Origin of the sequence: Microbacterium pasadenense, assembly GCF_047246565.1 — a bacterium.
Taxonomy (GTDB): domain Bacteria; phylum Actinomycetota; class Actinomycetes; order Actinomycetales; family Microbacteriaceae; genus Microbacterium.
Genome location: NZ_JBFOKN010000001.1, coordinates 1,155,938 through 1,167,815, shown reverse-complemented (window position 1 = coordinate 1,167,815; position 11,878 = coordinate 1,155,938). Strand labels below are relative to the sequence as shown.

At 72.1% G+C, this 11,878-nt stretch carries 14 protein-coding genes; 6 read left to right on the top strand and 8 right to left on the bottom strand.

Annotation, left to right across the window (positions count from 1 at the left end; genetic code table 11):
• The first annotated feature begins 25 nt into the window (after nt 1–25).
• Together AB3M83_RS05610 and AB3M83_RS05605 are read left to right on the top strand one after the other, a co-directional pair.
• A complete protein-coding gene (locus AB3M83_RS05610) occupies nt 26–949 on the top strand; it encodes a DMT family transporter (protein WP_412945785.1) in 924 nt (307 codons plus the stop codon).
• Nucleotide 950: 1 nt separating this feature from the next.
• Entirely contained in the window at nt 951–1,415 is a 465-nt protein-coding gene (locus AB3M83_RS05605; RefSeq protein WP_412945783.1) for a GNAT family N-acetyltransferase, read from the top strand.
• Nucleotides 1,416–1,425: 10 nt separating this feature from the next.
• Here the strand turns inward: AB3M83_RS05605 and ispD are convergent, their stop codons facing one another.
• Together ispD and AB3M83_RS05595 are read right to left on the bottom strand one after the other, a co-directional pair.
• On the bottom strand, nt 1,426–2,631 hold the full coding sequence (gene ispD, locus AB3M83_RS05600) for a 2-C-methyl-D-erythritol 4-phosphate cytidylyltransferase (protein ID WP_412945781.1): 1,206 nt from the start codon (nt 2,629–2,631) through the stop codon (nt 1,426–1,428).
• A gap of 106 nt (nt 2,632–2,737) precedes the next feature.
• Nucleotides 2,738–3,220 carry a CarD family transcriptional regulator gene (locus AB3M83_RS05595; RefSeq protein ID WP_412945779.1) on the bottom strand — a complete coding sequence of 161 codons (483 nt, stop codon included), beginning with the start codon at nt 3,218–3,220 and terminating at the stop codon, nt 2,738–2,740.
• A gap of 133 nt (nt 3,221–3,353) precedes the next feature.
• On the opposite strand from AB3M83_RS05595, the gene AB3M83_RS05590 reads away from it, so the two are divergent.
• Nucleotides 3,354–3,836 (top strand): DNA modification methylase, encoded by a 483-nt coding sequence (locus AB3M83_RS05590; RefSeq protein WP_412945777.1) that lies wholly within the window; start codon nt 3,354–3,356, stop codon nt 3,834–3,836.
• 84 nt (nt 3,837–3,920) lie between these two features.
• Here AB3M83_RS05590 and AB3M83_RS05585 read toward each other — a convergent pair whose 3' ends face one another.
• Entirely contained in the window at nt 3,921–4,607 is a 687-nt protein-coding gene (locus AB3M83_RS05585) for a response regulator (RefSeq protein WP_412945776.1), read from the bottom strand.
• Nucleotides 4,604–5,818, bottom strand: coding sequence for a sensor histidine kinase (locus AB3M83_RS05580; protein ID WP_412945774.1), 1,215 nt, complete (start codon nt 5,816–5,818; stop codon nt 4,604–4,606). Before AB3M83_RS05580 ends, AB3M83_RS05585 begins: the two co-directional genes overlap by 4 nt.
• A 182-nt stretch (nt 5,819–6,000) precedes the next feature.
• On the opposite strand from AB3M83_RS05580, the gene phoU reads away from it, so the two are divergent.
• Complete coding sequence (gene phoU / locus AB3M83_RS05575) at nt 6,001–6,672, top strand: phosphate signaling complex protein PhoU (RefSeq protein ID WP_412945772.1); 672 nt, start codon at nt 6,001–6,003, stop codon at nt 6,670–6,672.
• A gap of 74 nt (nt 6,673–6,746) precedes the next feature.
• Here phoU and AB3M83_RS05570 read toward each other — a convergent pair whose 3' ends face one another.
• A complete protein-coding gene (locus tag AB3M83_RS05570) occupies nt 6,747–7,496 on the bottom strand; it encodes a phosphoglyceromutase (RefSeq protein ID WP_412945770.1) in 750 nt (249 codons plus the stop codon).
• A gap of 42 nt (nt 7,497–7,538) precedes the next feature.
• Here AB3M83_RS05570 and AB3M83_RS05565 point away from each other — a divergent pair, with 42 nt between their 5' ends.
• A complete protein-coding gene (locus tag AB3M83_RS05565) occupies nt 7,539–8,363 on the top strand; it encodes a class I SAM-dependent methyltransferase (RefSeq protein WP_412945768.1) in 825 nt (274 codons plus the stop codon).
• 497 nt (nt 8,364–8,860) lie between these two features.
• Here the strand turns inward: AB3M83_RS05565 and ygfZ are convergent, their stop codons facing one another.
• The 3 genes from ygfZ to AB3M83_RS05550 all read right to left on the bottom strand — a co-directional run bounded on the left by ygfZ (nt 8,861) and on the right by AB3M83_RS05550 (nt 11,037).
• Nucleotides 8,861–9,988: a CAF17-like 4Fe-4S cluster assembly/insertion protein YgfZ gene (ygfZ, locus tag AB3M83_RS05560; protein ID WP_412945767.1), complete on the bottom strand. Its 1,128-nt coding sequence runs from the start codon at nt 9,986–9,988 to the stop codon at nt 8,861–8,863.
• On the bottom strand, nt 9,985–10,590 hold the full coding sequence (locus AB3M83_RS05555; protein ID WP_412945765.1) for a nitrobindin family protein: 606 nt from the start codon (nt 10,588–10,590) through the stop codon (nt 9,985–9,987). Before AB3M83_RS05555 ends, ygfZ begins: the two co-directional genes overlap by 4 nt.
• Nucleotides 10,591–10,746: 156 nt before the next feature.
• Nucleotides 10,747–11,037 carry a hypothetical protein gene (locus AB3M83_RS05550; RefSeq protein WP_412945763.1) on the bottom strand — a complete coding sequence of 97 codons (291 nt, stop codon included), beginning with the start codon at nt 11,035–11,037 and terminating at the stop codon, nt 10,747–10,749.
• A 116-nt stretch (nt 11,038–11,153) separates the two neighbouring features.
• Here AB3M83_RS05550 and AB3M83_RS05545 point away from each other — a divergent pair, with 116 nt between their 5' ends.
• Entirely contained in the window at nt 11,154–11,840 is a 687-nt protein-coding gene (locus tag AB3M83_RS05545) for a winged helix-turn-helix transcriptional regulator (protein ID WP_412945761.1), read from the top strand.
• Nucleotides 11,841–11,878: the final 38 nt, after the last annotated feature.

The window sequence follows — 11,878 nt, the reverse complement described above, 5'->3', positions numbered from 1 at the left end:
CTCGCCATGACGGTAGAAAGGACGTGTGCTGCACGTTCTCGCCGTCCTCGCCGCGGCTCTGCTGTTCGGGACCACGGGGACCGCGCAGGCCCTCGGGCCGAGCGAGGCGACTCCCCTCGGCATCGGTGTCGGCCGGATGGTCGTCGGCGGCACCGCTCTGGCGATCGTCGCCTTCCTTCTGGCTGCTCGCCATGGCCGCCGCTCGCCGCAGCAGCGTCCCCGGCTGACGCCGAAGCCGCTCGCGCTCATGGCGGCGACCGGCATCGCCCTGGCCGTGTATCAGCCGCTGTTCTTCCTCGGCACCGAGCGCAACGGCGTCGCCGTCAGCACGGTCATCGCGCTGGGATCGGCACCGGTCCTCGCCGGCGTGCTCGAGTGGGCGCTGACGCGGAAGCTCCCCAGCCCGACGTGGGTGGGTGCGACCGCCCTCTCGACCGCCGGCGTCGTCCTCCTCGGCGTCGGCGGCGGCGCGGGAAGCGGTGGGGCGGATGCCGTCGGCGTGCTCGCCGCCGTCGGCGCGGGCGCGTCGTTCGCGGTGATCGCGAACGCGCAGCGGCGGCTGCTCGACGACGGCTGGGACGCGTTCACCGTGGTGGGCTCGATGGGGGCCGGCTCCGCCGTCCTCTGCGCCGCCGCCATCCCGTTCGTCGACCTCGCCTGGATCGGCGATCCCGGCGGGATGGTGCTGACGCTGTGGCTCGGCCTGGCGACGATCGCGGCCGCGTACACGATGTTCACGTGGGGTCTGCAGGGGCTGACCGCGGCGACCGCGGCGACTCTCACGCTCGGCGAGCCGCTCACCGCCGCGCTGCTGGGCGTGACGCTGCTCGGCGAGCAGCTGTCGGTGCTCGCGATCGCCGGTCTGACCGTGCTCGCGGGCGGGCTCGCCGCGCTCGCGTGGGGCTCCCGAGCGGCGCGGGATCCCCAGCCGTTCGCGGTGGAGGGCTGACATGATCCCGCTGGTGATCCGCGCCGACGACGCGACCGGGCCGGCGACCGTCGGCCTCATCCGCACACACCTGGACGGCATGCATGCGCAGACCCCGCCCGAGAGCGTCCATGCCCTCGGCCCGGCCGACCTGCTCGATCCCGAGGTGACGCTCTGGTCGGCGTGGGCCGGCGAGCGGATCGCGGGCATCGCCGCTCTCCGGAGGATCGATCCCCGGTCGGGCGAGGTCAAGTCGATGCGCGTCGACGACGCGTTCCTCGGACTCGGGGTCGGCCGGGCGCTCCTGCGACACGTCGTCGTCGAAGCCCGGCGCGGGGGGTTCTCGCGACTCTGGCTCGAGACGGGATCGAGCGCCGACTTCCTGCCTGCGCGACGCCTGTACGCGAGTGAGGGCTTCGAGGAGTGCGGTCCCTTCGGCTCCTATCGCGCCGATCCGCTCTCGACCTTCATGACCCTCGGACTCTGACCACGGATGCTCACCGCGGGACGATGAGCGCGGTCGCGAACGCCGCGACGCCCTCGCCCCGGCCGGTGAACCCGAGGCCGTCCGTGGTGGTCGCCGACACCGAGACCGGGGCACCGAGCACGGCGCTCAGCACCCGCTCCGCCTCCAGGCGCCGGTCGGCGAATCGTGGCCGGTTGGCCTGCACCTGCACGCTGACGTTCCCGATCGACCAGCCGGCATCCGTCAGCCGCTCGCGGGTGCGCGCGAGGAACACGTCGGCATGGGCGCCCGCCAGGGCCGGGTCGTCGGTGCCGAACAGTCCGCCGATGTCGCCGAGCCCCGCCGCCGCGAGGAGCGCGTCGACGATCGCGTGAGCGACGGCGTCGCCGTCGCTGTGGCCGTGCAGCCCCTGCTCGCCGGGCCACTCCAGGCCGGCGAGCCAGAGCGCACCCTCGCCGCCGAACGCGTGGACGTCGGTCCCCACGCCCACCCGTGGCAGCGCCGGCTGCACCGGGTCGCCCGGCGTCGCTCCGCCGACCGGGGCGATCGGCTCGGCGAGCCCGCGGGCGCGCTCGAGATCCGCGGCAGAGGTGATCTTGAACGCGAGCTCCGCGCCCGCCACCGTGTGAACGGGGATGCCGGCGGCCTGGACGAGGGCCGCATCGTCGGTGTGCTCGGCGGCGGGTCCCCGGTACGCGGCATCCAGCACGGCGCGGCGGAACCCCTGCGGCGTCTGCGCGGCGGCCAGTGCGGACCGATCCACCGCTTCGACGACGGCATCCGCGTCGACCCGCTTGAGGGTGTCGACGACGGGCAGGACGGGGATGACGGCATCCTGCCCCGCCTCCACCGCGTCGATCACCCGCGCGAACACGTCCGCGGGCGTCAGCGCACGAGCGGCGTCGTGGACCAGCACGACCTCGACATCGGGCCACACGGCCTGCAGCCCCGCGGCGACCGAGGCCTGGCGCGTCGCACCGCCCGGCACCACCGAGACCAGATCACGTCGCTCTCCGGCCGCCTCTTCGGCGTCGGTCACGGCGTCGCCCACGCGGCCGGGTGGGGCGACCACGATCACCTGTGCCGGCGGCGCCTCGAACACGCGGCGGAGCGCGTGCCGGAGGATCGTGTGCTCGTCGAGCCCGACGAAGGCCTTGGGCGCTCCCGCACCGAGCCGGGTCCCGGACCCGGCCGCGACGACGATGACGGCGACACGGGGCACAGGGAGAAGGCTCATGGTCTCGAGCGTAGCGACGGGCGACGGAACTTCCGAGCGAGCGCCGACGGCCTGCCCGTCCGAGCCGAAAACGACGAACGGCCGGGGAGACCGGCCGTTCGGGATCTCAGGAGGCGAGGACCTCGTCGAGAACGCTGGACGCCTTCTCTTCGTCGGCCTTCAGCGCCAGGGCGATCTCGGAGGTGAGGATCTGGCGCGCCTTGGCGAGCATCCGCTTCTCTCCCGCCGACAGCCCGCGGTCCTGATCGCGGCGCCACAGGTCGCGCACGACCTCGCTGACCTTGATCACGTCGCCCGACGCCAGCTTCTCGAGGTTCGCCTTGTAGCGACGCGACCAGTTGGTCGGCTCCTCGGTGAACGGTGCGCGGAGGACGTCGAAGACGCGCTCGAGTCCGTCCTTGCCGATCACGTCACGAACGCCCACGAGATCCACGTTCTCCGCCGGGACCTCGATGACGAGGTCTCCCTGCGTGACGTTGAGCTTCAGGTACTTCTTCGTCTCGCCCTTGATGACCCGGTCTTTGACCTCGATGATCGTTGCGGCGCCGTGGTGCGGATAGACGACTGTTTCGCCAACCTCAAAAAGCATGCAGTTGTGTCCTTTCGGCAACCTCCAGAATACCACAGGGCGCATACGCTAAGGTTTGCCGCTCCCCGTCGGCAGCCGCACCCTCTGACGACATAGGATGAGGGGGATGCCGTTCGCTTCACCTGGAGGATCCGTGAAATCGCGTCTTGTCGCGTCCCTTGCCCTGGGCACCGCCGTCGTCCTCGGCGCCACAGGCTGCAACATGATCGCCCCCCAGGCGACGACCATCGAGTACTCCGCCTCGGACGGCCGCAACGTCCCGGAGTCCGGACCGCTCAAGGTGCGCAACGCGATGGTCATCGCGAACGACGACGGAACGCTCGGCAACCTGATCGCCGCCGTGGTGAACCCCACCGACGAGGATCTCACCCTCAATGTCGGCCTCGGCGCGGACCGCCAGGCCCTCCCCGTCCCCGCGCGCAGCACCGTCAGCCTCGGGGTGTCCTCGGCCCCCATGCTGTTCGAGGACCTCGGCGCACAGCCGGGATCCGACGTCGAGATGTCGTTCCAGTCCGGCGAGGGCACCGGCGTCGAGGTGGCCATCCCGGTCCTCGACGGCACCCTCCCCCACTACACGGAGTTCGTCCCGACCCCGGTCGCGACTCCCGCCGGCTGAGCCCACGCTGACGAGAAGGCCCCCCGCGACGATCGCGGGGGGCCTTCTCCGTCCCGGATGCCGCGCGTGGGGCGCGGCATCCGCTCACGCTCCTTCGAAGCGGTAGCCGAGACCGCGCACGGTCAGCAGCATGACGGGGTCGCTCGGGTTCTGCTCGATGCGCGAGCGGATGCGCTTGATGTGGACGTCGAGCGTCTTCGTGTCACCGAAGTAGTCACTCCCCCACACCCGGTCGATGAGCTGACCGCGCGTGAGCACCCGGCCGGAGTTCCGCATGAGCAGCTCCAGCAGCTCGAACTCCTTCAGCGGCATGGCGATCTCCGCGCCGTCGACGGCGACCGTGTGACGGTCCATGTCGATCCTCACGCGGCCACCCTCGATGATCCGCTCGTCGACGTCGACCTCATCGGCCTCGGTCCGCCGGAGCACCGCGCGCATGCGCGCCAGCAGCTCCCGCGACGAGTACGGCTTCGTGATGTAGTCGTCGGCGCCGAGCTCGAGCCCGACCACGATGTCCACCTCGCTGTCCTTCGCCGTCACCATGATGATCGGCACCTTCGACGTCGTCCGGATGATCCGGCAGACTTCCGTGCCCGGCATCCCCGGAAGCATCAGATCCAGCAGGACGATGTCCGCGCCGCGCGCGGTGAACGCGTCGAGCGCGGTGCCGCCGTCCTCGGCGATCTCGACCTCGAAACCCTCGCGGCGGAGCAGGTACGCCAGCGGGTCGGCGAGGTCGGGCTCGTCTTCGACGATCAGGACGCGGGTCATAGGACTCCCCTTCCGCTCGACGCGCGGGCGTCGGCGGTTCTCGGTTTCTTCTTGGGCTTGGGTTTGGGCTTGCGTGGCATCGGGACGACGCCCGCCGGCGGGCTGACCAGCGGCAGCCGGATGGTGAAGGTCGACCCGCGTCCCACCCGCGACCAGAGTTCGACGGAGCCGCCATGGCGCTGGACGGCGTGCTTCACGATCGACAGGCCGAGGCCCGTGCCGCCGGTGCGACGGGAGCGCGCCTGGTCGGCTCGGTAGAACCGCTCGAAGATGCGCTGCTGGTCGTCCTCGGGGATCCCGATCCCGTGGTCGGCGATCGCGATCTCGACGGCGTCCTCGACCTGACGGACGCCCACGCCCACCTGTCCGCCCGGAGGCGAGTAGGCGATGGCGTTGGCGAGCAGGTTGCTGACCGCCTCGGCGAGGATCTGCGGATCCCCCCGCACGTAGCAGTCCCGGTCGCCGCCGCGGGCCACGCTGATCTCCGCGGACTCCGCGGCGATCGCCTGCGATTCGATCGCCGTCGCCACGACCTGGTCCACGGAGACATCACGCATCTCGGCGATCTCGTCGGCGGACTGGAGGCGCGAGAGGTTCATGATCCGCGAGGTCAGCTGGCCGAGACGCCGGGCCTCGCCGCTCAGCCGGCCCGCGAAGTGACGCACCTGATCCGGATCGTCGGACGCCGACTCGATCGCCTCGGCGAGGAGGGTGACCGCGCCGACCGGCGTCTTCAGCTCGTGCGACGTGTTCGCCACGAAGTCGCGGCGCATCTGCTCCACACGCTGCCGCTCGGTGATGTCGCGGATGACGATGAGGGTGAGTCGCGGTGTGATGACGCTCGCGCGTGCGGCGACGTCGCGCGGCTCCACGCCGCGGCTCAGCTGCATGTGCTCGGTGCCGGGAAGGCCCGTCGCCCGGACGCCCCGGACGAGGGTGCGGAGCGCATCGGACTGCAGGGTGTCGCCCACCGTGAGCGAGAAGACCTCGGCCGAGGCGGATGCCGCGAGGACCAGCATCGAGGCGTCTACCACGACCGCCGCGTCGTCCATCCCCTGCAGCACGGCGGCGGTGCCGTCGGGCAGCTCGATCGAGGTGACCCGGCGGGTCTGGTCCCGGGACCGCAGCGCGAAGACGATGAGAGCGACCACGGCGGCACCGATGACTGCTCCCACGATGAGGGCGAGCAACGCGAGCTGCGTCGAGTCCATGCCCCCAGCGTAGAGTGGCCGCTGACCCGTTTCGGGTCGGAACGGGGCCCGCGGGGGCGGCGGCGCCGAGTGTTCACCACCTCAGCACCGACCGTTAACCTTGGCGCGGGAGGATCGCCGGGGCCTCCGCGCACATGCCGCGTTCCCGTCCGCCCGCTCCGCACGATGAAGAAGGTGCCCAGATGCGCGAAGTGTTCCATCAGTCTCTGCAGGAAGTGCAGAACGGTCTCGTCGAGATCTCCGACCTGGTCGCGACCGCGATCGAGCACGCCACCCGTGCGTTCGGCACCGGCGACGTCGCCCTCGCCGAGGACGTCATCGACAAGGACCAAATCATCGATGAGAAGGCGCTCGCCATCGACGAGATGGCCATCGAGATCCTCGCCCGCCAGCAGCCGGTCGCCCGCGATCTGCGGATCGTCGTCGCGGCCATCCGCGTGAGCTCGTCGCTCAAGCGCATGGGCGACATCGCCGAGCACATCGCGCAGCTGACGCGCATGCGGTTCCCCGAGCGCGCCATCCCCAAGGGCCTCAAGGGCACCTTCACCAAGATGGGCGAGATTGACACGGAGGCCGCGCGCACGCTGAGCGAGCTCCTCCGCACCGAGGACCTGTCGCTGGTGGCGCGCCTGCAGGAGCTCGACGACAAGCTCGACGCCCTGCACCTCTCGGTCTTCGAGAAGGTCCTGAGCGACGCCTGGAAGGGCGAGACCGCCGCGACCGTCGATGCGACGCTCGCCTCCCGCTACCACGAGCGCTTCGCCGACCACGCGCTCTCGGTGGCGAAGAAGGTCGCCTACCTGGCCACGGGAAACTGGACCGTCGACACCGAGGACAGCGAGCCCCAGATCTGACGGGCAGGCGCCCCATACGACGAAGAGCGGATGCCGACGGCATCCGCTCTTCGTCGTTCCGGGTCTGCCCGGGCTTACTTCTTGCCCTGCGAGGCGACGGCCGCCGCGCCGGCCGCAGCAGCCTCGGGGTCGAGGTACTTCGCCGGCTCCAGCGGGGTGAGGTCCTCGCCGAGGCGGTAGACGAGCGGGATGCCCGTCGGGATGTTCAGGGCGGCGATGTCGTCGTCGCTGATGCCGTCGAGGTGCTTCACGAGGGCCCGGAGCGAGTTGCCGTGCGCGGCGACGAGGACCGTCTTGCCGGCGGTCAGGTCGGGGACGATCTCGCTCTCCCAGTAGGGCAGCAGCCGGTCGATCACGATCTTCAGCGACTCCGTCTTGGGGACGTCGCCGTCGATGCCGGCGTAGCGGGGGTCGTTCAGCTGCGTGTACGGGTCGTCGTCCGCGATGTTTGGCGGCGGCACGTCGAAGGAGCGGCGCCACAGCATGAACTGCTCCTCGCCGAACTCGTCGAGCGTCTGAGCCTTGTCCTTGCCCTGCAGCGCACCGTAGTGACGCTCGTTCAGGCGCCACGTCCGCTTCACCGGGATCCAGAGCCGGTCGGCGGCGTCGAGGGCGATGTCGGCCGTCTGGATCGCGCGCGACAGCAGCGACGTGTGCAGGATGTCCGGGGTGAGCCCCGACTCCTTGATCAGCTCTCCGCCGCGCTGGGCTTCGGCCTTGCCCTGGTCGGTCAGGCGCACATCCACCCATCCGGTGAACTGGTTGGACTTGTTCCACTCGCTCTGCCCATGGCGGAGGAGGATCAACGTGTACGGGGCTGTCATGGGAGCAATCCTATCGGCGGGCTCGATGGGATCATGGGGACTATGACGCGCGCGGGGAAGGTCGTAGGCCAGATCACCCGCGGCACCACCAACACCAACCGACTCCGCCGCGTCGACCGCTGGATCGCGCGGCATCCGGTCCTGCGCCGCACGCCGGACCCGCTCGTCGTCGACCTGGGCTACGGCGCCAGCGGGGTGACCGCGTTCGAGCTCGAGGCGCGGCTGCGCCGGGCGCGGCCGGACGTCGAGGTGCTCGGGCTCGAGATCGAGCCGGCACGCGTCGCGCGGGCTCAGGAGCAGCTCGAGCGGGTGCGGGCGGGCGGGATGTCCTTCGCGGCCGATGCCCGCGTCTCGTTCGGGCGCGGCGGCTTCGAAGTGCCCGTGCCGGGCGGGCGCTCACCGGCGGTGATCCGCGCGTTCAACGTGCTGCGGCAGTACGACGAGGCCGACGTCGCGGACGCGTGGGCGCGCATGGCCGGCCGGCTGCGTCCCGACGGGATGCTGGTCGAGGGCACCTGCGATGAGCTCGGCCGCGCGTCGACGTGGATCGAGGTGGGGCCGGATGCCGCGCCGCGGTCCCTCACGATCTCCCTCCGGCTCGCCGAGCTCGCGTCCCCCGCGATCGCCGCCGAGCGCCTGCCGAAGGCGCTCATCCACCGGAACGTCCCCGGCGAGCGCGTGCACGACGCCCTGGCTGCGCTCGAGACGGAGTGGACGCGTGCGGCTCCGGCATCCGCCTTCGGACCGCAGCAGCGCTGGCGCGCCGCCCTCGAGGCCATGGGCGCGGCCGGCTGGCCCGTGCAGGGCCGCTCGCGGTGGCGCCTCGGCGAGGTCACGCTCCCCTGGCATGCCGTCGCGCCGCGCTGAGCGGCGGGTGGAGCGGCGGGGACGGGTCGGCGAGTGCGCCGGCTGGTGCCGAGCGCGCCGCTGAGAGCGCAGCAGCTCCCGGCGCACTCGGCGATGACCGGCGCACTCGGCGATGACGGCCGGTCGCGCCGCGCTGACCGACAGAGCGGCAGGTGGAGCGGCGGGGACGGGTCGGCGAGTGCGCCGGCCGGTGCCGAGTGCGCCGGTGGAGGCGGAGCAGCTCCCGGCGCACTCGGCGATGACCGGCGCTCTCGGCGATGATCGGCCGGTCGCACCGCGCTCAGCGCCGGGCGTAGCGGCGGGGACGGGTCGGCGAGTGCGCCGTCCGGTGCCGAGTGCGCCGCTGAGGGCGGAGCAGGTCCCGGCGCACTCGGCGATAACCGGCGCTCTCGGCGGCGGCGCGTCGGGGCGGCGCGGCGCGTCGGCGCGGCGCACCCGGGCGCGGGGCACCCAGGCGGGCGGCGCACCTCGGCGCGGCGGCGGGCGGCCCGCAGGGGTCAGCGGCGGGAGCCGAGCCGCGGAAGGCGGGGGACGGATGCCGCACGGCCGGCATCCGGCGGGACGACGACCTCCTGCGCGGCGGCGATCTCGCCGCCGTCGACCTCGACCGACAAGGCCGCGTCGACCGGGACCGTCCGCTTCACGATCGCGAGGGCGATGGGACCCTCCTCGTGGTGCCGCGCGACGGACGTGATCGTGCCGACGTCGGACCCGGCGTGACGAACCGCCGCCCCGGGGACCGGAAGCTCCGCATCGGAGCCGTCGAGTTGCAGCGAGACCAGGCGCCGCGGCGGATGCCCGAGGTTGTGCACCTTGGCGACGGTCTCCTGGCCGCGGTAGCAGCCCTTCTCGAGGTGGACCGCGGTGCGCAGCCAGTCGACCTCGTGCGGCAGCGTTCGGCCGTCGGCCTCGTTCGCGGCTCTCGGACGCCACGCGGCAATCCGCAGCGCCTCGGCGGCGAGTCCGCCGGCGATGCTCCGCTCGCCGCGCTCCGCAGCGGCTGCGAGCTCCGCGAAGGCGGCGGCGGGCACGACGGCTTCCGCCCAGTCGCGCTCCAGGCCCGGATGCGGGTCGACGGCGGCGTAGCCCCACCCTCCGGCGGAGATGCTCGGCCACGGGTCGCGCCAGACGATCGCGGCGGTCACGGCGGCGACGGCATCCGTCGTCCCGCCGACGACCGCGTACGCGCCCGACACGTCCTGCGGGTCGACCCGCAGGCGGAACCGCATCCGCTGCAGCCAGAGCAGGAGCGCTGCGGCGCGGGAGCGGTCGACGATCAGCCAGGTCCGCTCGCCGTCGTCGACCACGGATGCCGCATGCTCCACGTGCCCCTGCGGGTCCAGGACGAGCAGCTCGGTGCCCTGCGCCGGCGTCAGGCCGGTGAGCGCCTGCGAGGTGATGGAGTCGAGCCACGAGAGCCGGTCCTCGCCGGCGACGGTCAGGACGGCGCGGTCGGCCAGCGGCGCGATCGCGCGCCCGGCGGCCAGGTCGCGCTGCTCGCGGACCGGGTTCCCCAGGTGCGCGAGTCCCCGCTCGTCCAGGACCGCGCCGGGCAGCGCGGCGAACGGCTCGAGGCCGGGCAGCGGCTCGACGGCAGCGATGGGCTCCGGGGCCGAGTCGGTCACGGCATCCTCACGAGGCGCGCCGATGCGTGCGAACCGAGCTGACGGCCGAGGGCGGCGATGTCCCACGCCCAGAGGAGGTCGCCCTCGACGAGGCCGTACATGCGGGTCGCGGCGGCGTAGTGCTTGGCACCGGAGGGCCGGACGATGGCATCCGTCGCGATGTCGATGCGGGGACCTCGCACCTGCCCGAGGTACAGCTCGCTGATGCCGTCGGAGTGCACCACGGCCGCCTCGATCTCGAATCCGCCGCCGTCGGCTCGCAGCGCCTCGACGTCGTCCGCGGTGCGGGGGCTCTGACGGGGACGCGTGGCGGGGAGCAGTGCCGGGCCGGGGTCCTCGTCGGTCGCCGGACGTGCGAGTCGCCAGAAGCCGGTCTCGGCGACGAGGTGGCGACGGGTGCCGTCGCCGTCGTCTACCCACGCGGTGGCGGCGTAGTTCAGGGCGTCGCCGCCGTCATGGCTGAAGCTGACGCGGTGACGGAACTCGGTCTCGAAGGCGGTGTCGCCGGCGTCGTACTCGATGACACCGGTGCCCTCCCAGACGCCGAGCAGCCACGACAGCGGGACGAGATCGGCCGGAAGGTCGGTCGGCAGATCGATCACGGAGGTCAGCGCTGGCCGCGGTAGAGGTTCTTGATCACGACGCCGGAGACGAACACGATCGCCAGCGATGCGAGTCCGAGCAGGCCGACGAAGAACAGCTCGAGTGCGATGAGGTCCATACCGCCACTTTACCGGCCCGCGCGCCCCCTGCGGGGCTCAGGCGGCGAAGAGCTCGGCGAGGGCGAACCCGGCGCCGATGAGTCCCATCACGACCATCGCGCCGAGGACGCTCGCGGCGACCCGCACGATGAACCCCTGCGAGCGGCCGTGGACGAGCTGCACGGCGAAGGAGAGGATGACGCAGACGCCCAGTCCGACCGACAGCCACGCCCCGCGCCAGTCCGGTTCGACGAAGATCCCGATCGAGAGGGCGACCACCAGCGCCGCGACCCAGACCGCGACGACACCGCCGGTGCGGTCTCGGGGCAGGGTGTCGGGGACGCTCATGTCGTCCATTGTTGCGCACCCCTCGCCATGGCGCTCCCGGACGGGGGGACGGATGCCGCGCCGGGCTGGTTCTAGGATGAGAGCGGTTCCGGGTCCACAGCGGAAGGGTCGCCCTTTTGGCACAGCTGCTCGTTCTGAGCTCCGCCCCCAGCGGTGACGTCGTCCTGCCCGCCCTCGAGCTGCTCAGCCACCGGGTCCGGCAGATCCCCGCCCAGGCGTCCCAGCTCGCGCACGCTCCCAGCGCCGACGTCATCTTCGTCGACGCGCGCAACGATCTCGTGGGGGCGAAGTCCCTGTGCAAGATCCTCAGCACGACCGGCATCGAGTCCCCCGTCGTCCTCGTCGTGACGGAGGGCGGCCTGACCGCCGTGTCGCCGGACTGGGGCGTCGACGACGTGATCCTCGTCTCCGCCGGACCCGCCGAGATCGACGCCCGCGTCCGCCTCGCCGTGGGGCGCGCCTCTGCGGAGCCGGCATCGACCCGCGTGCAGACCTCGGGCATCACGATCGACGAGGCCTCGTACTCCGCGAAGGTGCACGGCCGGCCGCTGGACCTCACCTACAAGGAGTTCCAGCTCCTCCACTTCTTCGCGACGCATCCGTCGCGCGTCTTCACCCGCGAACAGCTGCTCAGCGAGGTGTGGGGCTACGACTACTTCGGCGGCACGCGCACCGTCGACGTCCACGTGCGCCGCTTGCGCGCGAAGCTCGGCGACCTCGAGCAGCTGATCGGCACCGTCCGCAACGTCGGGTACCGGTTCAACGTGTACGAGGACGATCAGCTGCCGACGGCATCCGTCTGACCGAGGATCGCCCCGCGCGATCTGGCGCAGTCGACACC

Coding starts and splice junctions, on each gene's coding strand:
- AB3M83_RS05585 (WP_412945776.1), bottom strand. CDS start 4,607: ATGACCCGCGTCCTGATCGTCGAAGACGAGCCCGACCTCGCCGACCCG.
- phoU (WP_412945772.1), top strand. CDS start 6,001: ATGCGCGAAGTGTTCCATCAGTCTCTGCAGGAAGTGCAGAACGGTCTC.
- AB3M83_RS05595 (WP_412945779.1), bottom strand. CDS start 3,220: ATGCTTTTTGAGGTTGGCGAAACAGTCGTCTATCCGCACCACGGCGCC.
- AB3M83_RS05605 (WP_412945783.1), top strand. CDS start 951: ATGATCCCGCTGGTGATCCGCGCCGACGACGCGACCGGGCCGGCGACC.
- AB3M83_RS05580 (WP_412945774.1), bottom strand. CDS start 5,818: ATGGACTCGACGCAGCTCGCGTTGCTCGCCCTCATCGTGGGAGCAGTC.
- ispD (WP_412945781.1), bottom strand. CDS start 2,631: ATGAGCCTTCTCCCTGTGCCCCGTGTCGCCGTCATCGTCGTCGCGGCC.
- AB3M83_RS05565 (WP_412945768.1), top strand. CDS start 7,539: ATGACGCGCGCGGGGAAGGTCGTAGGCCAGATCACCCGCGGCACCACC.
- AB3M83_RS05570 (WP_412945770.1), bottom strand. CDS start 7,496: ATGACAGCCCCGTACACGTTGATCCTCCTCCGCCATGGGCAGAGCGAG.
- AB3M83_RS05550 (WP_412945763.1), bottom strand. CDS start 11,037: ATGAGCGTCCCCGACACCCTGCCCCGAGACCGCACCGGCGGTGTCGTC.